Genomic DNA, 19,959 nt, shown 5'->3' on the forward strand with positions numbered 1-19,959 from the left:
CCGGTGTTGCCGGCGGGAGAGGGGAGGGGGAGGGCCGGGCCCGCTAGCGGGTCCGGCCGGCCAGCGGATCAGGCCCCCTTTTCGAGATAGGCGGCCACGCCCTCGGGCAGCTTGCCGCCCTGGTCCTGAACCAGCTTCGCCCAGAGGCGGGCGGTGGCGAGGCCCGGATGGCCGGCGGCCTCGGTCTGCTCCACCCAGCGCCGCCAGGTCGCGGTCGAGGCGGTTTCGATGGCGGCCTTGAGATCGGGGGCGATGGTCGAGAGATCGGCGAAAGTCGACCCCTTGGCGGCGGCCGCTTCGCGCACTTCGGTGTCCTGCGCCTCGATCAGCTCGGCATTGCGCAGCGCGATCTCGCGCGCCGTATCGGCCCAGAGCTTCTGCTCATCGGCGGAAAGCCCGGTCCAGCCGGTGTCCGAGATGGCGAGATAGCTGCCCCAATGGCCGACGGCGACGCCGGTGACGGTATAGGTCAGCACATCCTGCAGCGAATAGGACCGCCAGTCGCCGATCGACAGGATGGTGCCTTCGACCGTGCCGCGCGACAGCGCTTCATAGGAGGCCGAAGACGGCATGGTGACGGGCGTGGCGCCAAGCTCGCTCAGGAAAATGGTGTGCAGGGCGGAGCCGGCGCGGAGCGGCATGCCCTTCAGGTCTGCGGCCGATTTGGGCGTCTTGTTGGCGAAGCTGATCGCATAGGCCGCCGTGGTGCCGACCGGCCAGGCATGGATGCCTTTGGCGGCGATTTCGTAGTCGTAGAAGGTCTTGCCGTCGACCAGTTCGGTCTTGCTGTCCATCAGCGCCAGGAAGGCCTTGGTCTGGGTGACGGAGCTGGTGCCGACCGTCGGCAGCTGGGTGACGTCGGAGAGCGGGAAGGCGCCCTCGTGATAGGGGGCGAGCAGGGGGGCCGCCACGTCGATGGCGCCGCCCTGCAGCGCATCGAGTTCACGGCCGACCGAGGTGAGTTCACCGGCGTAGAAGCGGGTGAAGGCGATGTCGCCATGGCTCCGCTCTTCGATCGCGTCGGCGAAGAGGTCCATGTGCTTGCCGACCCAGAAATGCACCTGGGGCAGCGATGACGCCATGATCAGATCGGCGCCGGCCTGGGCACCGGTGGCGGCGACGGAGAGACAGCCGGCGAGGGCGGTCACGGCGAAGCGGTTCATGGGCAGTCCTCCCTTGGCGTCCGGATCGTCAGGCGTCCGGATCTTCATCTGTCGGGTCGCCGGATGGCGGCGATGCGGCTGTCAGGCGGTGGCCTCTTCGATGAGGGCCACACCCCTTGCAGCCAGGGCCGGCGCCAGCCGGCCGACTTCGGCGGCGTCATCGGATGCCGCATTGCCCTGGCGGGCACGGGCGGCGATGCCTTCGAAGATCACCGCATTGCGGAACAGGGCGAGCACCAGATGGAAGCGGGTGAGCGGGCCGGCCTGGCCCGAGGCTTCGAAATAGGCCCGGCAGAAGGCGTCCATCTCGGGCAGGCCCAGCGCTGCGCGGTCGAGCCCGGCGAGGCCCCGGCCGTATTCTTCCGGCCGCATCATCCAGGTGTAGATGCAGCTGTGGGCGAGATCGGCGAGAGGGTGGCCCAGGGTCGACAGCTCCCAGTCGAGCACCGCCACGATGCGGGGCTCGGTCGGGTGGAACATCACATTGCCCAGGCGGAAATCGCCATGGACCAGGGTGGTGCGGTCATCCTCGGGCAGATTGCGGGGCAGCCAGTCGATCAGCCGCTCCATCGCCGGATCGGCGGCGGTGGCCGAGAGCTGCCACTGCTTGGTCCAGCGGGCGATCTGGCGGGCGGCGAAGCCGCCGCTGCGGCCGTAACTGCCAAGGCCGGCTGCATTCACATCGACCGCGTGGATGGCGGCCAGCATGCGGGCGAGGGCATCGAAATACGACCTGCGCTCACCGATCGGGATGCCGGGCAGGCTGTTATCGTGCAGCACGCGGCCGTCGACCCGCTCCATCACATAGAATTGGGTGCCGATGACGGCAGGATCGTCGCAGAAATGGACCATGCGCGGCACCGCGACACCGGTATCGGCCAGCGCGGCCTGCACCCGGTATTCCCGATCGACCGCATGGGCCGACGGCAGCAGCGTGCCCGCCGGCCGCTTGCGCAGCACCAGACGCCGGCTGCCGGTGTCGAGGAAATAGGTCGGGTTGGACTGGCCGCCGCCGAGCCGGGTGAGGCTGACGGCGGGGCCGGCGCCGTCGACCCGTGCCGCCAGATAGGCGGCCAGGGCCCGGGTGTCGATATCGGCAGAGGACGTGGTGCTGGAGGTCATGGCGGAAACGGGTCCGGACGTCGGCCGGACATGCCGGCGGTCATGCGAGAGCGGTTCCATCGCGGGCCTCGAGGGGCCTGAGCGAGGGACCATCTGGACGGGAGGTGTCGGGAGCGGCGTTGCGCCTGACCGGCGCGACATCGTCGTTGAACTATAGCTAGGAGGAGGGATATCCTTCTGTCAATCGGATTGTCCGACAAACAGACGAATCGAGGCCGCACAGAATCCGGCCCGAAGGAGGAAGCCCATGGTCTTCGAGGACATCGCCTATGCGGTGGACGGCCCGGTCGCGACGATCAGCTTCGCGCGTCCGGAGGTGATGAACGCGGCGCGGAACGAGACCCATCTGGAGCTGCAGGCCGCGCTGGATGCAGCGGATCGGGACGATGCCGTGCGTGCGGTGATCGTGACCGGCACCGGCCGGGCCTTCTGCGCCGGCACCGACATCTCGGACGGCTTTCGCCTGCCGGCCGGCGGCGATCCGGCGACGGGGGATGGGGTGCCTGCGGATGTGGGCGGCGTGACCGTGCTGCGGCTGTTCCGGATGCGCAAGCCGGTGATTGCGGCGATCAACGGGGCCGCGGCGGGCTTCGGAGCTACGTTCACCCTGGCGATGGACATCCGGCTGGCGGCGGCGACGGCGAAATTCGCCTTTCCCTTTACCCGGCGGGGCATTTGTGCCGAGAGCTGTTCCAGTTGGTTCCTGCCCCGACTGGTGGGCATGCAGACCGCCCAGGACTGGATGCTGACCGGGCGAACCTTCCCGGCCTCTGAAGCCCTGGCGCGTGGGCTGGTCCATGAGCTTCTGGCCGCCGAAGACCTGTTGCCGCGGGCACGGGCGCTGGCGCTGGACATCGCGGAGAACTGCGCCCCGGTCTCGGTGGCGCTGAACCGCCAGTTGCTGTGGCGGATGATGGGGGCGGATCATCCTGAGATCGCGCACGCGCTGGAGAGCCGGGCGGTCGCGGCCCGGATGGCGAGCGACGATGTGCGCGAGGGCGTCGACAGCTTCAAGGAGCGCCGGGCACCGCGCTTCGGCGACGGGCTGGCCGATGCGCCCTACATGACCGCCTGGTGGCCCGATCTCAAGGCTTGAGGCAGGGTAGGTTCTGAAACTGAAGACCTGAAACTGAACCCTGAAATCGAAAAGGGGGCCCCCCCTTCCCGGGCAGCCCCCTTTGCCTACCGAGCGTCGCAGACGCGACGATCAGACCTCGCTGGTGCGCCGGCGCCGCGTCCAGGACGAGGCAGTGGCTCCCAGGGTGGCGGGACCGAGCAGCCGGTTCACCGGCCGCATGTTGCGCGATCCCATGGCGTTGCCCCGCAGACGGCTCTCGACCGACTCGGACCGGGGAAGCGGCTGCGCCATCAGCGCGCGGCCTTCGAACCCGCCGGGCAGGGCAAACAAATGTGCAAGACGCACGAGACACCTTTTGGTGGTTGACGATGAGAGGAAGATAGCGCACAAACGCCCGCTTGTGCAGAGGGGGCCGGCAAGATTCCGCCAGCCCCTGGCGCGCGGCTGCCCTGCGCGCCCCACAGCCCTCGATCGTCTTCCCCTGGCCCCCTTAATTCTGGGCCGACTGCGCCAGACCGCCCGATTTGCGCATCATCCGTGCGGCGACGATCACAGCGATCGTCACCAGCACCACCAGGATGGTGGCAAGGGCATTGATCTTGGGGCTGACGCCCAGGCGCACGCTCGAGAAGATGACCATCGGCAGGGTGCTGGAGGCAGGGCCTGAGACGAAGCTTGCGATCACCAGATCATCGAGCGACAGGGTGAAGGACAAAAGCCAGCCCGCCACCAGTGCTGGGGCGATGATCGGCAGGGTGATCACGAAGAACACCTTGGCCGGATGGGCGCCCAGATCCAGCGCCGCCTCTTCCAGGCTGATGTCGAAGCTCGCCAGCCGTGACTGGACGATGACCGCGACATAGGCGGTGGAGAAGGTGACATGGGCGATGATGATGGTCATCACCCCGCGGCCCGCCGGCCAGCCGATCATCTGTTCGAGCGTCACGAACAGCAGCAGCAGCGACAGGCCGGTGATCACCTCGGGCATCACCAGCGGCGCGCTGATCATGCCCGAGAACAGGGTCCGGCCCCGGAACCGGCCGAAGCGCACCAGCGCCACGGCGGCCATCGTCCCCAGGATCAGGGCCAGCGTGGCGGAGATGGCGGCGATCCGGAAGCTGACCCAGGCCGCGTTCAGGATGGCATCGTCACGCAGCAGCTCGCCATACCATTTGGGCGAGAACCCGGCCCAGACGGTGACCAGGCGCGACTCGTTGAAGGAATAGACGATCAGCAGCAGGATCGGCACATAGAGAAACAGGAAGCCGACCAGAAGCGAGGTGAGGCGGAACCAGGGAAAACGGGTGGCCATGATGCTCTGTCGCTCCCCTTACCCGCGCCCGGCGCCGCGCGCCTGTACGTTCTGGAAGATCATGATCGGCACCACCAGCAGCAGCAGCATGGCGATGGCGACCGCGGAGGCCACCGGCCAGTCGCGGTTCTGGAAGAATTCGTTCCACAGCACCCGGCCGATCATCACCGTGTCCGGCCCGCCCAGCAGGTCGGGGATGACGAACTCGCCCATCGCCGGGATGAAGACCAGCATGGCGCCGGCGATCACGCCCGGCATGGAAAGCGGCAGGGTGATGGCGAAAAACGCCTTCACCGGCCGGCATCCCAGATCCGCCGCCGCTTCCAGAAGGCTGAGGTCCATCTTTTCGAGCGTGGCATAAAGCGGCAGCACCATGAAGGGCAGGTAGCTGTAGACGATGCCGATCACCACAGCGAAGTTGTTGTTGATCAGCGGCAGCGGCTCGCTGATCACGCCCGCCCACATCAGGGCGTTGTTGATCAGGCCGTTGCTCTGCAGCAGTCCGATCCAGGCATAGACCCGGATCAGGAACGAGGTCCAGAACGGCAGCACGATCAGCAGCAGCAGCAGCGGTCGGATCTTCTGGTCGCTGCGGGCGATCGCATAGGCCAGCGGATAGCCGAGCAGCAGCGAAACGATGGTCGAGACCGCCGCCAGTTCCGCGCTGTTCAGATAGGCGTGGATATAGAGCGGATCGTCGAGCAGATAGGCGTAGTTGCCGAGATTGACCGTGATGGTCAGCGCCAGATCGTCGACCCATTCCAGCAGCGGCGTGTAGGGCGGCTGGCCGATGATCGCCTCGGCGAGGCTGATCTTCAGGATGATGACGAAGGGCAGCAGGAAGAAGGCGAGCAGCCAGACATAGGGCATCGCCACCACGATGCCCTTGCCGGGCATCGGCAGGCGCAGGCGACGGCCGGCATCGGGCGTTGCTGCGGGCGTTTCGAGATCGGCCATCCGGTCGGTCCCTTCGGCTCGGGAAGAAGCAAGGAGACGGGCGGTGCGCCCCGGGCAGGGGCGGCCGTCAGGCCATCAGCACCACGGCATTGCCGGGATGCCAGGAGATGTAGACCTCGTCATCCCACGAGATCTCGGGCTCGGCCAGGCGCAGCATGTTGTGGGTGGTGGCCAGCACCATCTTCCCGCTCGCCAGGCGCACGTGATAGGTCGACACATCGCCCAGATAGACGATGTCCTGCACCACGCCCTTGTACACATTGGGCGTATCGGTGGGGGCGGTCAGGCTGAGCCGGACCTTCTCGGGGCGGATGGCCACCCAGAGCGTCTGGTTCTCGGTCGCAGACACCCCGTGTGCGACCTGAATCCGGCCGCCGGTCTCCTCGCTGTCGATCACCGCGCCGTCGGAGTGTTCTTCGGCGATGTAGCCTTCGAACATCGTGACCGAGCCGATGAAGTCGGCGACGAAACGGCTGGTCGGGTACTCGTAGATCTCGTTGGGGGTGCCGATCTGGTCGATCCGGCCCGAGCGCATCACGCCGATCCGGCTCGACATCGTCATCGCTTCTTCCTGGTCGTGGGTGACCATGACGAAGGTGACGCCGACCGATTCCTGAATATTGACCAGCTCCAGCTGGGTGCGTTCCCTGAGCTTCTTGTCGAGCGCGCCCAGAGGCTCGTCGAGCAGCAGCAGCTTCGGCCGCTTGACCAGGCTGCGCGCCAGGGCCACCCGCTGGCGCTGGCCGCCCGACAGCTGGTCGGGCTTGCGGCGCATGAAGTCCTGCATCTGGACCAGCGTCAGGACGTCGGCCACCCGCTCGCGGATCTCCGCCTTGGGCAGCCCTTCCTGCTTCAGCCCGAACGCCACGTTCTGCTCCACGGTCATGTGGGGGAACAGGGCGTAGGACTGGAACATCATGTTCACCGGCCGCTGATAGGGCGGCACCTGGGCGACGTCGACGCCGTCGATCAGGATCTGTCCCGCGGTCGGCGTTTCGAAACCGGCCAGCATGCGCAGCAGCGTGGTCTTGCCGCAGCCGGAGCCGCCGAGCAGCGAGAAGAACTCGCCGCGATAGATGTCGAGCGACAGGTCGTCGACCGCGACGAAATCGCCGAAGCGTTTGGTGACGCCGACGATCCGCACATAGGGCACGGCATCGTCATCCGCCCAGGGCTGGGACGGGGCCGGCCGGGCGGGGCGCGTGGCCCGCTCGCGCTGTTCCATGGTCATCGGGAACATTCCCTCCGCAAGCTGCGGGATCTGCCCGACCCGGACCGACATCCCCATGTCCGGGCCGGGCCGTCACTGCCGGAACGCGAACGGGGCGACCGCCTCGACCCTGTCGGACAAGACGACCGCCCCGATCGATCATGAAAGCTCAGCCTTCGCTGCCGCTGCGGATCCGGGTCCAGGCGCGGGTGCGGGCCCGCTCGTATTTCAGGTCGTGCGGGGTCACCACCCACAGCCGGTTCATCGTCTCTTCCGAGGGATAGATCCCGGGGTCGTTGCGCACGTCTTCCGAGACCAGCGGGGTCGCCTTGGCATTGGCGTTGGCATAGGCGACATAGTCCGAAATCGCCGCCGTCACCTTGGGCTCGAGGATGTAGTTGATGAAGGTGTGGGCGTTCTCGGGGTGCGGCGCATCGGCCGGGATCGCCAGCATGTCGAACCAGAGCTGGGCGCCCTCGCTCGGGATCACATAGACGATCTCGTTGCCGTTATCGGCTTCCTGGGCGCGGTCGCGTGCCTGAAGGATGTCGCCCGAATACCCCATGGCCACGCAGACCTCGCCATTGGCCAGGTCGTTGATGTACTGGCTGTTGTGGAATTTGCGGATATGAGGCCGGATCTTCATGTAGGCCTCGGCCACCTTGTCCACATCCTCGACCTTATGACCGTCGGGATCGAGGCCGAGATAGTTGAGCATGGCCGGGAAGGTCTCGTCCGGGCTGTCCATCACCGAGACGCCGCAATCGGCCAGCTTCGAGACCACTTCCGGGTCGAAGATCAGCCGCCAGCTGTCGAGCGGAGCGTTCTCGCCCAGCCGTTCCTTGACCATCTTGACGTTGTAGCCGATGCCGGTCGTGCCCCACATATAGGGCACCAGATGCTCGTTGCCCGGATCGTATTTGGCCACCCGCGCCATCAGCTTCGGGTCGAGATTGCCGAAATTCGGAATCTTCGACTTGTCGAGCTTCTGATAGATCCCCGACTTCAGCTGGCGTGCCGCATAGGGCGCGAGCGTCGGGCCCACGACGTCGTAACCGGAACGGCCGGCGAGCAGCTTCGACTCCAGCACGTCCTGGGTGTCATAGACGTCGTAATTGACCTTGATGCCGCTCTGCTGCTCGAAATTCGGGACCGTATCCTCGGCCACGTAGTCCGACCAGTTATAGACGTTCAGGACCTTCTCTTCGGCGGCCTGGGCACTGCCCAGGGCGAGAAGCGCGATACCGGCGGCAAGGCCGGTGACGGCCGCAGATCCGGTGGTCGGGCGACGGGTGCGTCGGTTGGTCATCGGGCGGCGCCTCATCCTTATCATGCGCGGGCGTCTGTCCGCGCTCGGTTCCGCAACGGCAGACCGCGGGCCGTCGTGAACGACCGCCGCCGCCTGCACTTCGGGGCGAGCCGGAGCACGGCGGGACACCGCGCTCCGACCGGCATTTTTCGACAAGGCGCCCGCCGCGGTCAACCGCGGCCGGGGGAAGAGGGACGCCGCTCGTCACGTTTTCCGAAAAAATTCGTCTTGCAATGACGAACGATCAGACGTTGAGCAGCAGGCACTCCCGTTCCCACGAGGAGATCACGCTGGAATAGGCGTCGTATTCGGCCTCCTTGACGGCGATCAGCACCTTCACGAAGCGTTCGCCCAGAAGCTCGACCAGCGGATCGCAATCTGCCAGCTGCGACAGCGCATCGGGCAGGTGGCGGGGCAGGCCATGGGCACGGACATAGGCCGATCCGCGCAGCGGTTCGGTGGGCGTCAGCCCCTCCATCATGCCCAGATAGCCGCAGGCCAGGCTGGCGGCGATGGCGAGATAGGGATTGGCATCAGCACCCGGCACCCGGTTTTCGATCCGCCGGGCATCGGGCTCTGAATGCGGCACGCGCAGGCCGCAGGTCCGGTTCTCGTAGCCCCAGTCGACATTGATCGGCGCATCGGAATGGCGGATCAGCCGACGGTAGCTGTTCACATTGGGCGCGATCAGCGGCATCACCGCCGGCAGGTATTTCTGCAGGCCGGCAATGAAGCCGTAGAGCAGTTCCGAACTGGCTCCGCCTTCACCGACGAACAGGTTCCGCCCGGTTTCGACATCGGTCAGCGACTGATGGATGTGCATGGCGCTGCCCGGCTCGCGCTGCATGGGCTTCGCCATGAAGGTCGCATAGACCTTGTGCCGGATCGCCGCCTCGCGGACGGTGCGCTTGAACAGGAAGGTCTGGTCGGCCAGCTCCAGCGGGTTGCCGTGGTTGAAGTTGATCTCCATCTGTGCGGCACCCGCCTCGTGGGTCAGGGTGTCGATGTCGATCTCCTGCGCTTCACAGAAGTCGTACATCTCTTCGAACAGGGGATCGAACTCGTTGACGGCATCGATACCGAAGGCCTGGCGCCCGGTCTCGGGCCGGCCGCTGCGGCCGACCGGCGGCTCCAGCGGGTAGTCGGGGTCGTGGTTGATCTTGACCAGGAAGAATTCCAGCTCCGGCGCCACCACCGGGGCCCAGCCCTTGTCGGCGAAGCGCTGAAGCACCCGGCGCAGCACGTAGCGTGGGGCGATGTCGCAGGGGCGGCCGTCGAGATAATAGCAGTCGCACAGCACCTGGGCGGTGGCGTCGACATACCAGGGAACCTTGCGGATGGAGTTCTCGTCGGGCTTCATCCAGACATCGGGCATCGCCTCGTCGGTGATGTCCTCGTCGGGGTATTCCCCGGTGACCGTCTGGGTGAAGACCGGTTCCGGCAGCCGGAGCCCGTGGCTCGTCAGGCTGCGGACGAATTTGTCGGCGGGCAGGATCTTGCCGCGGGCCACCCCGCTCAGATCCGGCACCAGGCATTCGATTTCGGTGATCGCGTTGGCTTTGAGCCAGTCCGCAAGGCTGTCCATGAACCACCCGAAGCTGAGAGAACCCCGCATCCGGTGCCATGCAACCGGCGCCGCCCGCCTCCCCACGAAGGCGCCGTCATCCGGCCGCATACCGTGCTCCCGCCGAAGGGCAGCCGGATCGGACCGGCCGTCGGGGAGGACGTGGATGCGAGGGGCCTGTCCGCCGGGTGCGGTGGGCGCGTAAGGGGGCCGGGCGGCCGGAAAAACCTGAAGAAGAACTGGACCGGGCGTCCGGACGGTGGGCCTGGCGGACCGACACGTTACCCGTCAAGGATAAGCCGGCCGCGATCGGGCTGGCAAGGGGCCCGCAAAGCCGGTGCCCCAAAAGAAACAGGGGACCAGCCTGCTCGGCTGGTCCCCTGAATGGCGCACCGGGGAAGATTCGAACTCCCGACCCCCAGATTCGTAGTCTGATGCTCTATCCAACTGAGCTACCGGTGCGTATCCGTCCTCATCTTCGGTGGTGTTCGGAGCATCGTCCGGGCCACCTCGTCGGGACGGGCGGAACTTAAGGCGGGGCGGCGGGGAATGCAAGCGAAATGTGGCGATTTCTTGAACCCCCCGCCATGCCGGCGTCAGACGTGATGACAGGCGGCCAGGCGCCCCCCGGCCACGGGCTTCAGCTCCGGGCGTTCCGTGCCGCAGCGGGCCGTGGCGCGGGCGCAGCGGGGCATGAAGGCGCAGGCCGGCTTCGACTGGCCGGCCGCCTGGGGCTGCAGAGCGGGACCCTGATCCGCCGTCTGGCGGGCGCGCCGCCTGCGGCTGCGGGCGGGATCGGGCACCGGCACCGCCCCCAGCAGCATCTGCGTGTAGGGGTGGGCCGGCGCGCGGAAGATCTCGGCGGTAGCCCCGGTCTCGACGATCCGGCCGAGATACATCACCGCCACCCGGTCGGTGACATGGCCGACCACGCCCAGATCATGGCTGATGAACAGATAGCCCATGCCGACGGCCGCCTGCAGGTCCATCATCAGGTTCAGCACCTGCGACTGTACCGAGACGTCGAGTGCGGAGACCGCCTCGTCGGCCACGATCAGCTTCGGCCGGGTGATCAGGGCCCGGGCGATGGCGATGCGCTGGCGCTGGCCGCCCGAGAACTCATGCGGGTAGCGGTCGGCATCGGTCGGGCGCAGGCCCACCTGGGCCAGCGCCTCGGCAACCCGGCCGGCGCGCTCGCCCCGGGTGCCGACATGCAGCCCCTCCATCGGCTCGGCGATGATCCGCTCCACCTTGTGGCGCGGATCCAGCGAGCCATAGGGATCCTGGAACACCATCTGCAGGTCGCGGCGCCGCTTCAGCAGGTCGCGGCCTTTCAGCGTGAACAGGTCGTCGCCGTCGAACCAGACCTTGCCGGCGCTCGGGGCTTCCAGCGCCACCACGGTGCGGGCCAGGGTCGACTTGCCGCAGCCCGACTCGCCCACGATGCCGACGCTTTCGCCCGGCGCCATCTCAAGATCGACACCGTCAAGCGCCCGCAGCACCGGCGGCGCCTGGGTCAGCCGCTCGCGCGGCAGGCGGTATTCGCGCACCAGCCCCTGAATGCGCAGCAGGGGCGTCCGGGCGGCATCGGCTGCGGGCCGGGAGGCAGTCTCTGCGGCGATCATGCGGCGAACTCCGGAATATGCTCACCCTTGGCCACCGGGTGGACGCAGGCGACGCCGTGATCGGGGGCAAGCGGCACCCAGGGGATGTCGCCGGCACAGGCGGCATCCGACCGCGGGCAGCGGCCGGCGAAGGCGCAGCCGGGCGGCAGGCGCCGCGGATCGGGCACCGTGCCGGGAATGGTCGCCAGCCGCGGCCGGGTATGGGCCGGACCGTCGCCATCGGCCGCATGTTCCAGCCCGTGGGCATGGGGAATGGCGGCGAACAGGCCGTGGGTATAGGGATGGCCCATCTGCGCGAAGAGCGGCTCGGTCGGTGCGGCCTCGACGATCGCGCCCGCATACATCACTGCGGTCTTGTCGACCGTCTCGGCGATGACGCCCAGGTCATGGGTGATCAGCACCAGCCCCATGCGCATCTCTTCGACCAGCTCCACCACTAGATCCAGAATCTGGGCCTGGATGGTGACGTCGAGCGCGGTGGTCGGCTCGTCGGCGATCAGCAGCTTGGGCTCGCAGGCAAGGGCTGCCGCGATCATGACGCGCTGGCGCTGCCCGCCCGAAAGCTGGTGGGGGTAGAGGTCGAGCGGGAAGCGCTTCGCATTCAGCCCCACCCGTTCCAGCAGCCGCCGGGCGCGGCCGTCGGCTTCGGCCCGGCCGATGCCGAGATGCAGGCGCATGCCTTCCGAGACCTGCTGGCCGATGGTCTTGACCGGGTTGAGCGCGGTCATCGGCTCCTGGAAGATCATGGCCATGTTGCGGCCGCGGCGCTTGCAGAGCTCGGGCTCCGACAGCCGGGTCAGTTCCTCGCCGGCCAGCCGGATCGATCCTTCGACCATCGCCTTGTCGGGCAGCAGGCCCATGATGGCGAGCGCGGTCATGGATTTGCCCGAGCCGCTTTCGCCCACCAGGCCCAGCATCTGGCCGGCGGCGACGTCGAAGCTGACGCCGCGCAGAATCGGCGCCGGGCCGTCGGGCGTGGGCAGCGTCACCCGGAGATCTGCGATCGAGAGCAGAGGCTCGTCGGTTGCGGTCATGGGGCTGGCGGTCCTTCAGGCACGGGCGGGGTTGGACGGATGGGCGGGGGTGGCGAACCGGAAGCCTGGCATCAGCGGGCCCGCCGGAGCTTGGGGTCGAGCACGTCGCGCAGACCATCGCCCAGCAGGTTCAGGCCAAGCACGGTGAAGACGATGGCGAGACCCGGGATGATCGCCAGCTGCGGCGCCATGTAGATGAAGGTCTGCGCCTCGTTCAGCATCCGGCCCCAGCTGGGGGTGGGCGGCTGGGTGCCGAGGCCCAGATAGCTGAGGCCGGCTTCCGCCAGGATCGCGAGGGCGAACTGGATGGTCGCCTGCACGATGATGATCGACAGGATGTTGGGCAGCACATGGTGCAGCGTGATCCGCACCGGCCCCTTGCCGGCGAGCCGCGCGGCCATGACGTATTCGCGCGACCAGACGGCGAGGGCGGCACCACGGGTGATGCGGGCGAAGACCGGCACGTTGAAGATGCCGATCGCCAGGATCGAGTTCACCGCGCCGGGGCCGAGCAGGGCGGTGATCATCACCGCGGAAAGCAGGGCCGGGAAGGCGAAGGCGAAGTCGCTGAAGCGCATCACCAGCTCTTCGATCCAGCCGCGCCGGGCGGCGGCGAGGCAGCCGAGCGCGGTGCCGATGGTCAGGCCGATGCCGACCGCCACCACGCCGACCAGGATCGAGTTCTGCGCCCCGGTCATGATCATCGACAGGATGTCGCGGCCGAACTGGTCGGTGCCGAAGAGATTGGCCGCCGACGGCGCCTGCAGACGGGCGCGGACATTCATCTTGGTCGGATCGAGCGGCGTCCAGAACAGCGAGGTCGCCGCGATGCCGAGGAAGAGCAGGGTGATCACGCCGCCCACGACGAAGTTCCGGCTGGCCAGCGCCCGGCGGAAGATCTCGGCTGAGGCCGAGGGGCGGCGGATGGTGACGGTGGTGGTCTGGCTCATGGGATCCTCCACCGGCTCAGAGCATGTCGCCGCCGCGCCGGAGACGCGGGTCGAGGGCGGCATAGGACAGGTCGACCAGGAAGTTCACGAACACCACCACGGCGGCAATGACCACCACCAGGCTCTTGACCGTGATCAGGTCGCGCTGGGCGATCGCCTGAAAGATCAGCCGGCCGACGCCCGGCAGGGCGAAGACGTTCTCGATGATGATCGTGCCAGCGAGCAGCGACGAAATCTGCAGGCCGAGAATGGTGACCACGGGGATGAGCGCATTGGGCACGGCATGGCGCCAGAGCGCCGCGCGCCGGTCCAGCCCCTTGGCGCGGGCGGTGCGCACATAATCCTCGCGCAGCACTTCCAGCACCGACGACCGGGTGATGCGCGCAAGGATGGCTGCCTGGGGCAGGGCGAGGGCGATGGCGGGCAGCAGCAGCGCGACCAGCGCCGGACCGATACCGGCATCCCAGCCGGGGAACCCGCCGGCGGGCGTCCAGCCCAGATTGACCGCGAACAGGATGATCAGCAGCAGGGCGAACCAGAAGTTCGGCACGGCCACGCCGATCTGCGAGAAGCCCATCACGCCCACATCGCCCAGCTTATTGTGGTTGCGGGCGGCAAACACGCCGAGCGGGATGGCGATCAGGGTGGAGAGCGTGATCGCGAACAGGGCGAGCGGCACGGTGATCGCGACGCGATCGGCCAGCAGCTCGGTCACCGGCACGCTATAGGTATAGGAGCGGCCGAAATCGCCCACGATCATGCCGCCCAGCCAGCCGAAGAAGCGGTCGGTGAGCGGCTGGTCCAGCCCGAGCTGTGCGCGCAGCGCCGCCACCGTGTCGGGCTCGGCATTCAGGCCGAGCATGACCGAGGCCGGATCGCCCGGCAGGATTTCGAGCACGACGAACACGACCGTTGCCGCGACCAGCAGGGTCAGCATCAGTGTGATCAGCCGTCGGAACAGGAACAGGGCCATGGAGCCGGCGCGTCCTCGGGTGGAAGTGTCGGTCTGGAAGTGATGGTGCCGTCGGGCAGGCGGTGCTGGCCGCCCTGCGGCCGGATCAGTCCGGCCGCAGGGCGAAGACCGGTCACTCGGTCCAGTGCACCTTGGTCAGGTCGTTGACCTGGAAGGGACGGTTGGTCCACAGGCCTTCGACCTTGGCGTTCCACACGCCGTACTGCGGCAGCTCGAACAGGAAGGCGTTGACCGCATCCTCTGCCAGCATCCGCTGCGCATCGCCATAGAGTTTGATGCGCTCATCCTGGTCGGTGGTCGTGTCGAGCTTTGCCATCAGCTCGTTGAACGCGGGATTCTTGTAGTTGAAGTAGTAGTTGTCGCGGGCATAGATCCCGATGTCCATCGGCTCGGTGTGGGAGACGATCGTCATCCCGTAAGCCTTGTTCTTGAACACCTGGTCCAGCCACTGCGCCCATTCCAGCGGTACGATTTCGGCCTTGATGCCGACCTCGGCCAGCATGGCCGCAATGATCTCGCCGCCGCGGCGGGCATAGCCCGGGGGCGGCAGCATCAGCGCGGTCTTGAAGCCGTCCGGATAGCCGGCTTCGGTGAGCAGCGCCTTGGCCTTCGCCGGATCGTAAGGGTAGCGGTCGGTCAGGTCGACATAGCCCGGCGCGCTCGGCGAGAAGTGGCTGCCGATCGGCGTGCCATAGCCGAACTGGCCGTCGATCACGGCCTGGCGGTCGATGGCATGAGACACCGCGCGACGCACGCGGATGTCGTTGAACGGCTTGACGCCGTTGTTCATCGCCAGGATGGTCTCGCCTTCGGTGGTGCCGATCGCGACCTTGAAGCGCGGGTCGGCCTCCAGCTGGGGCAGGTTCTCGGGCGCCGGGAAGTTCGAGAAGGCATCGAGGTCGCCCGCCAGGATCGCCTGCAGCGCGGCGGCCGGATCGGCGATGAACTTGATGGTGGCTTCCTTCAGCGCGACCTTGTCGCCCCAGTAATCGTCATTGCGGACCAGTTCGACCCGGTCGCCCTTGACCCACTGCTTGAACTTGAACGGGCCGGTGCCGACCGGCCGGGTCTTCTCGGCTTCGCCGGCACTCTCGGGTGCCACGATCGCGGCGTCGCCCCAGGTCAGGTTGAACAGCATCTGACCGGCCGGCTTCGACAGCTTGAGCACGACCGTCGAGGCATCCGGCGTCTCGATCGCGGTGATCGGCGCGAACAGGCTCTTCTGCGCGTTGACGCTGTTCGGCGCCATCGCCCGCTCGAAGCTGAACTTCACGTCGGCCGAATCGAAGCTCGTGCCGTCGTGGAATTTGACGCCCTGGCGCAGCTTGAAGGTATAGGTCAGGCCGTCATCCGAGATGGTCCAGCTTTCGGCCAGCAGCGGCTGGATGTGGCCGCCCTCGTCCAGACGGACCAGACCCTCGAAGACGTTGATGAAGACGACCTCGTCGATCGCCGCCGCGGCACCCGCGGTCGGATCGAGATGCGGCGGTTCCAGCACCGCACCGATCGAGAAGGTGTCTTTCGCGGCGAAGGCCGCGGCCGGCCCGAAGGCGACCGCCGTGCCAAGAAGCGCCGCGGCGAGCCACGGCTTGATGGTGCCCATGTTTTTTCAGCCTCCCTGCGCGGCCCGATTGAGCCGATGCCCGTGAACGGACCGATAGCCGGGATAGCGTCCCAGCGTCTCGGCCGCATAGACGCCGCGGGTCAGGGCACGGGCGACGCAGTCGGCCGCGTGCATGCCGAGCCGCGCGACGTCCACCACCGGATTTGCAAGCGGTCGCTTGCCGGTGGCGAGGACGAAGATCGTATCACCGTCGAACGGCGTGTGCATCGGGCGCACCGCGCGGGCATAGCCATCCTGGGCCATGATCGCGATGCGCTCCGCCTCTCCGCGGGTCAGATCCGCATCGATGGCGACGATGCCGATTGTGGTGTTACCGCCGGCGGTGGCTGCGACGGGGTCGCCGCCGTCCAGATCCGCCGGCATCTTCGTCACCCCGGCCGCCCTCTCCCCGGCAGCCGTGGTGTCCAGCACCTCTCCCGGCACGCCTGGGCGCCCTGGGGTGAAGGTGAAGTCGTGGGTGGAGGGCTTGGCCAGCTGATGCAGCGGCTGCCCGCCGAATTCGTCGTCGATCTCATGGGGCCAGGCCCAGAAGCAGGGCGTGCCCGGGATGACGGGGGTGCCGAACGCATTGCAGGCGACCAGCGCCCCCACCGTGTGGCCTTCGGCCGTCACGATCGATGCGGTACCGAGGCCACCCTTGTAGGCGCCCGCCTTGGCGCCGTAACCGGCACCGGCATTACCCTCGGCGACGGTCGTGCCAAGCGCATCCATCGCCTGGCCGGCCAGCGCCCGATAGGGCGGCTCCGCACCCCAGTTCTTGTCGCCGCCATTGACCAGGTCGAACAGGATGGCCGACGGCACGATCGGGATGATCGCATCGCCGATCTTCACGCCCCGCCCCTCGGCCGCCAGCCGCGACATCACCGCCGAGGCGGCATCCAGCCCGTAGGCCGACCCACCCGAGAGGACGACCGCATGCACCTTCTGCACCATCGATGCCGAATTGAGGGCATCGGTTTCGCGGGTGCCGGGGCCGCCGCCGCGCACATCCACTGCCGCCAGCATCGGCTCGTCCGGCACGATCACGGTGACGCCGCTCCACAGCCGGTCGTCATGCGCCTGTCCGACCTTGATGCCGGGGACGTCGGTGATCGCGTTCAGCGGACCGGGGCGGAACTGGGTCATGTTTCGGGAAGCGCTCCTGAAAATCGAGAGGGCGGAACGGTTTCGGGACCGGCGGCGATGGCAAGTCCCGACATGTGAAGCCCGCCTGTCGGCAGGCTTCGTCCGATTGTTTCCCCCCTTCATCAAGTCGGGAAGCCTAGCGATACATTTTTTCCCGGTCAACTCTTTGGAAAGATTTGATCTTGTTTCTTCTCGTGGATGTTTCGTTTCTGATATTGTCTTGAGGATTTCTGGTGGCCTATCGTGCCGCGACATCATCGCCAGAGGCGCGGAACGTATCGGTGAGCAGCAGGTGCAGGGCACTGTGATCAAGCTCGCCGCGGCCCTGTTCGACCAGCCGGGCGAAGGCATCGCGAACCAGGGTCGAGGCCGGCATGGTCAGGCCATTGGCATCCCCCAGCCGGGTGGCCTGCACCATGTCCTTCAGATGGATGCGGCACTTGCCGCCCGGGACCAGATTGCCCGCGACCATGCGTTCGCCGTGCTGACGCAGAATGGTGCCGTCGGCGAAGCCGCCGATCATCGCCTCGCGCACCCGGGCCGGATCGACGCCGGCTGCCTCGGCCAGTGCCAGGGCTTCGGCCACCGCCTGGATCACCACGCCGACCACCACCTGGTTCGCGGCCTTGGCGACCTGGCCTGCGCCAGGGCCGCCGATGCGGGTGATCCGGCTGCCCAGCACCTGCAGTACCGGCAGGGCCGCCTCGAAGGCCGCATCTTCCCCGCCGGCCATGATCGAGAGCGTCGCCGCTTCGGCGCCGCGGGTGCCGCCGGAAACCGGGGCATCGATCAGGCTGGCGCCGCAACCTTCGGCCAGGCGGCGGCCGATATCGGGCGTCGCCAGCGGGTCGGTGGTGCCCATGTCGATCACCACCCGCGGTGCGGGATGGGCCGCCGTGATGCCGTCGGCGCCGAACAGCACGGCTTCGACCGCCGCGGTGTCGGTGACGCAGATAATGGCGATGTCGGCGCCGGCGGCCGCCTCGGCCGGGCTTGCGGCGGCACGGGCACCGGTTGCTGCCGAGACCTCATCCGCCGCGGCCGGGCTGCGGTTCCAGACACTGAGATCGGCGCCTGCTCGCGCCAGATTGATCGCCATCGGCCGCCCCATCAGTCCGAGACCGAGCATGGCGATCCGCCGGCCATCCAGTCGCGGGTGATCGGCGGTCCCGTCTCCTGACGGGGAGGGCGGGGCAAAGCGGTCGGGGGCGCTGGTCATCGGCTGGCTCCGGCAGGGAGGGGGGCGTGACATGTCGCGGGGCGACGGATCACCGCATGATGGTATAAGCTCGGCCCCGGGCTCAACGACGGCTTCATCCGCTGGCCCGGATGGCGGCCGTCCCTGACAGAAACCGAGGATGCGATGACCGGGCATGTCGTGACCACCGAAGCCGAACTCGATGAACTTTATGGTACCCCGGTGGAGGCGTCGCTGATCAAGGAAGTCTCAGGGTTGACCGCGCCCTATCGCGCCTTCGTCGAGGCGGCCCCGTTCTTCGCCCTCGCCACCGTCGCGGCCGAGGGGCTCGACTGTTCGCCGCGCGGCGACCCGGCCGGCTTCGTGCGGGTGCTGGACGACCGGACGCTGGCCATCCCGGATCGGCGCGGCAACAACCGGATCGACAGCCTGCGCAACATCGTCCGCGATCCCCGTGTCGCCCTGATGTTCCTGATCCCCGGCAAGGGCGAGGCGCTGCGGATCAATGGCCGGGCCTGCATCTCGACCGATCCGGCGCTGTGCGAGAGTTTTGCGGTCGACGGACACGTGCCCCGCACCGTGATCCTGGTCGCCATCGACACGGTCTATTTCCAGTGCGCGCGGGCGCTCATCAGGTCCGGGTTGTGGACCCCCGAAACATGGCCGGTCACTGAAACCCTGCCCACCGCCGGGCAGATGCTGAAGGCGGCCCGTCAGGATTTCGACGCCGCCAGCTACGATTCTGAGGCCGTCACTCGCCTGCCGCGCACCCTCTATTGATCCGGCCGGGGCCGACGGGCAGGGGACGGGATCGATTTTTCCGGCAGATTTTTCGCGTCCCCCAGCCGATGCCCCGTCATCGGCCAGGGTATTGAGCCCACGGGATTTTCCGGTCGCGGCGGGTGCATTGCGGAAAGACGTTGCATCCGCCCCGCCATTATGGCTAAACAACGGGCCTTGCGGCTGACCGGGGCTTCGTGCACGCTGCCGACGTAGTCGGTTTGCGCCGTCTGCGCCACAAGATGTGGTAGCCGCCTCGAACCCGACGGCAGGCCGCCGCACCGCTGGAGTGACGATGAACTCGTGCTCCTGCGGAGGTCCGGCAGGTCGTTGTGTTCTCGCCCCCACCTTCGCGCCAGCGGCGGTGTCCCTCGAGACCGCCGCCGGGATCCGCGGCCCGCAGCCGCCCGCCCAAGGAGGCGATCGAGCATGTCTTTCATCATCGCGGAAGCCGAAGACGTCGTGGCCAATCCTCTCGATCTCGTTGAACAGATCGTCATCGCCAACGAATGGCCGTTCGACCGCCAGACCGAAGACGAGATGGCCGTCGAGATCACCGGCAAGTTCTGCGACTTCCGCCTCTGGTTCGCCTGGCGCCCGGAAACTGCCGCGCTGCATCTGTCCTGCGCACTGGACATGAAGGTGCCGGCCGGCCGACGTGCGAACATCTACCCGCTGCTGGCGCAGCTGAACGAGCGCCTGTGGCTGGGCCATTTCGATCTCTGGACCGAGGAATCGGTGCCGCTGTTCCGCCACACCCTGCTGGTCCGCGGCGGTCCGCTGACCCCTGAGCATGTGGAAGAGGTGGTGGACATCGCGGTCTCGGAATGCGAGCGCGCCTATCCCGCCTTCCAGTTCGTGATCTGGGGCGGCAAGACGGCCGACGAGGCCATCACCGCCGCCATGTTCGAAACCGTCGGCGAGGCCTGATTCCC

General features: G+C 67.5%; 18 protein-coding genes and 1 tRNA gene. 3 read left to right on the forward strand and 16 right to left on the reverse strand.

The annotated features are described in order from the left end of the window. Positions 1-68: 68 nt before the first annotated feature. Complete coding sequence (locus TMO_RS01455) at positions 69-1,163, reverse strand: TRAP transporter substrate-binding protein (protein ID WP_145978047.1); 1,095 nt, start codon at positions 1,161-1,163, stop codon at positions 69-71. A gap of 81 nt (positions 1,164-1,244) precedes the next feature. Beyond that, on the reverse strand, positions 1,245-2,285 hold the full coding sequence (locus tag TMO_RS01460) for a phosphotransferase family protein (RefSeq protein WP_041604778.1): 1,041 nt from the start codon (positions 2,283-2,285) through the stop codon (positions 1,245-1,247). Positions 2,286-2,532: 247 nt separating this feature from the next. Between TMO_RS01460 and TMO_RS01465 the strand changes: the two genes are divergently transcribed. After that, positions 2,533-3,381 carry an enoyl-CoA hydratase-related protein gene (locus tag TMO_RS01465; protein WP_014743805.1) on the forward strand — a complete coding sequence of 283 codons (849 nt, stop codon included), beginning with the start codon at positions 2,533-2,535 and terminating at the stop codon, positions 3,379-3,381. A gap of 111 nt (positions 3,382-3,492) precedes the next feature. On the opposite strand, the gene TMO_RS01470 is transcribed toward TMO_RS01465, so the two are convergent. The 14 genes from TMO_RS01470 to TMO_RS01535 all read right to left on the reverse strand — a co-directional run bounded on the left by TMO_RS01470 (position 3,493) and on the right by TMO_RS01535 (position 18,265). Further along, entirely contained in the window at positions 3,493-3,708 is a 216-nt protein-coding gene (locus TMO_RS01470; protein ID WP_041604779.1) for a hypothetical protein, read from the reverse strand. 145 nt (positions 3,709-3,853) lie between these two features. Beyond that, positions 3,854-4,675 carry an ABC transporter permease subunit gene (locus TMO_RS01475; RefSeq protein ID WP_014743806.1) on the reverse strand — a complete coding sequence of 274 codons (822 nt, stop codon included), beginning with the start codon at positions 4,673-4,675 and terminating at the stop codon, positions 3,854-3,856. 18 nt (positions 4,676-4,693) lie between these two features. Then, complete coding sequence (locus TMO_RS01480; protein ID WP_014743807.1) at positions 4,694-5,632, reverse strand: ABC transporter permease subunit; 939 nt, start codon at positions 5,630-5,632, stop codon at positions 4,694-4,696. A gap of 67 nt (positions 5,633-5,699) precedes the next feature. Continuing rightward, the gene (locus TMO_RS01485; protein WP_041605254.1) at positions 5,700-6,857 is read right to left on the reverse strand and encodes an ABC transporter ATP-binding protein; all 1,158 of its coding nucleotides are present in this window, start codon (positions 6,855-6,857) and stop codon (positions 5,700-5,702) included. 154 nt (positions 6,858-7,011) lie between these two features. Continuing rightward, positions 7,012-8,151 (reverse strand): polyamine ABC transporter substrate-binding protein, encoded by a 1,140-nt coding sequence (locus TMO_RS01490; RefSeq protein ID WP_014743809.1) that lies wholly within the window; start codon positions 8,149-8,151, stop codon positions 7,012-7,014. Positions 8,152-8,395: 244 nt separating this feature from the next. After that, the gene (locus TMO_RS01495) at positions 8,396-9,736 is read right to left on the reverse strand and encodes a glutamine synthetase family protein (RefSeq protein ID WP_041604780.1); all 1,341 of its coding nucleotides are present in this window, start codon (positions 9,734-9,736) and stop codon (positions 8,396-8,398) included. A gap of 364 nt (positions 9,737-10,100) precedes the next feature. Beyond that, positions 10,101-10,177 (reverse strand) — tRNA-Arg (locus TMO_RS01500). A 134-nt stretch (positions 10,178-10,311) separates the two neighbouring features. Then, the gene (locus TMO_RS01505; protein ID WP_014743811.1) at positions 10,312-11,340 is read right to left on the reverse strand and encodes an ABC transporter ATP-binding protein; all 1,029 of its coding nucleotides are present in this window, start codon (positions 11,338-11,340) and stop codon (positions 10,312-10,314) included. After that, positions 11,337-12,374, reverse strand: coding sequence for an ABC transporter ATP-binding protein (locus TMO_RS01510; protein ID WP_014743812.1), 1,038 nt, complete (start codon positions 12,372-12,374; stop codon positions 11,337-11,339). The genes TMO_RS01505 and TMO_RS01510 overlap by 4 nt, the downstream gene beginning before the upstream one ends. A 71-nt stretch (positions 12,375-12,445) precedes the next feature. Then, the gene (locus tag TMO_RS01515) at positions 12,446-13,324 is read right to left on the reverse strand and encodes an ABC transporter permease (protein WP_014743813.1); all 879 of its coding nucleotides are present in this window, start codon (positions 13,322-13,324) and stop codon (positions 12,446-12,448) included. Between the two features lie 16 nt (positions 13,325-13,340). Further along, positions 13,341-14,297: an ABC transporter permease gene (locus TMO_RS01520; protein WP_014743814.1), complete on the reverse strand. Its 957-nt coding sequence runs from the start codon at positions 14,295-14,297 to the stop codon at positions 13,341-13,343. Positions 14,298-14,409: 112 nt separating this feature from the next. Next, positions 14,410-15,900, reverse strand: coding sequence for an ABC transporter substrate-binding protein (locus TMO_RS01525; RefSeq protein ID WP_014743815.1), 1,491 nt, complete (start codon positions 15,898-15,900; stop codon positions 14,410-14,412). 6 nt (positions 15,901-15,906) lie between these two features. After that, complete coding sequence (locus TMO_RS01530; RefSeq protein ID WP_014743816.1) at positions 15,907-17,046, reverse strand: P1 family peptidase; 1,140 nt, start codon at positions 17,044-17,046, stop codon at positions 15,907-15,909. 238 nt (positions 17,047-17,284) lie between these two features. Continuing rightward, positions 17,285-18,265 (reverse strand): NAD(P)-dependent oxidoreductase, encoded by a 981-nt coding sequence (locus TMO_RS01535; RefSeq protein ID WP_014743817.1) that lies wholly within the window; start codon positions 18,263-18,265, stop codon positions 17,285-17,287. 144 nt (positions 18,266-18,409) lie between these two features. Here TMO_RS01535 and TMO_RS01540 point away from each other — a divergent pair, with 144 nt between their 5' ends. Together TMO_RS01540 and TMO_RS01545 are read left to right on the forward strand one after the other, a co-directional pair. After that, positions 18,410-19,024, forward strand: a complete 615-nt coding sequence (locus TMO_RS01540) for a pyridoxamine 5'-phosphate oxidase family protein (RefSeq protein ID WP_014743818.1) — start codon at positions 18,410-18,412, stop codon at positions 19,022-19,024. A gap of 429 nt (positions 19,025-19,453) precedes the next feature. Continuing rightward, positions 19,454-19,954 (forward strand): YbjN domain-containing protein, encoded by a 501-nt coding sequence (locus tag TMO_RS01545; RefSeq protein ID WP_014743819.1) that lies wholly within the window; start codon positions 19,454-19,456, stop codon positions 19,952-19,954. Positions 19,955-19,959: the final 5 nt, after the last annotated feature.

Origin of the sequence: Tistrella mobilis KA081020-065, assembly GCF_000264455.2 — a bacterium.
Taxonomy (GTDB): domain Bacteria; phylum Pseudomonadota; class Alphaproteobacteria; order Tistrellales; family Tistrellaceae; genus Tistrella; species Tistrella mobilis.

Coding starts and splice junctions, on each gene's coding strand:
- TMO_RS01455 (WP_145978047.1), bottom strand. CDS start 1,163: ATGAACCGCTTCGCCGTGACCGCCCTCGCCGGCTGTCTCTCCGTCGCC.
- TMO_RS01460 (WP_041604778.1), bottom strand. CDS start 2,285: ATGACCTCCAGCACCACGTCCTCTGCCGATATCGACACCCGGGCCCTG.
- TMO_RS01465 (WP_014743805.1), top strand. CDS start 2,533: ATGGTCTTCGAGGACATCGCCTATGCGGTGGACGGCCCGGTCGCGACG.
- TMO_RS01475 (WP_014743806.1), bottom strand. CDS start 4,675: ATGGCCACCCGTTTTCCCTGGTTCCGCCTCACCTCGCTTCTGGTCGGC.
- TMO_RS01480 (WP_014743807.1), bottom strand. CDS start 5,632: ATGGCCGATCTCGAAACGCCCGCAGCAACGCCCGATGCCGGCCGTCGC.
- TMO_RS01485 (WP_041605254.1), bottom strand. CDS start 6,857: ATGGAACAGCGCGAGCGGGCCACGCGCCCCGCCCGGCCGGCCCCGTCC.
- TMO_RS01490 (WP_014743809.1), bottom strand. CDS start 8,151: ATGACCAACCGACGCACCCGTCGCCCGACCACCGGATCTGCGGCCGTC.
- TMO_RS01495 (WP_041604780.1), bottom strand. CDS start 9,736: ATGGACAGCCTTGCGGACTGGCTCAAAGCCAACGCGATCACCGAAATC.
- TMO_RS01505 (WP_014743811.1), bottom strand. CDS start 11,340: ATGATCGCCGCAGAGACTGCCTCCCGGCCCGCAGCCGATGCCGCCCGG.
- TMO_RS01510 (WP_014743812.1), bottom strand. CDS start 12,374: ATGACCGCAACCGACGAGCCTCTGCTCTCGATCGCAGATCTCCGGGTG.
- TMO_RS01515 (WP_014743813.1), bottom strand. CDS start 13,324: ATGAGCCAGACCACCACCGTCACCATCCGCCGCCCCTCGGCCTCAGCC.
- TMO_RS01520 (WP_014743814.1), bottom strand. CDS start 14,297: ATGGCCCTGTTCCTGTTCCGACGGCTGATCACACTGATGCTGACCCTG.
- TMO_RS01525 (WP_014743815.1), bottom strand. CDS start 15,900: ATGGGCACCATCAAGCCGTGGCTCGCCGCGGCGCTTCTTGGCACGGCG.
- TMO_RS01530 (WP_014743816.1), bottom strand. CDS start 17,046: ATGACCCAGTTCCGCCCCGGTCCGCTGAACGCGATCACCGACGTCCCC.
- TMO_RS01535 (WP_014743817.1), bottom strand. CDS start 18,265: ATGACCAGCGCCCCCGACCGCTTTGCCCCGCCCTCCCCGTCAGGAGAC.
- TMO_RS01540 (WP_014743818.1), top strand. CDS start 18,410: ATGACCGGGCATGTCGTGACCACCGAAGCCGAACTCGATGAACTTTAT.
- TMO_RS01545 (WP_014743819.1), top strand. CDS start 19,454: ATGTCTTTCATCATCGCGGAAGCCGAAGACGTCGTGGCCAATCCTCTC.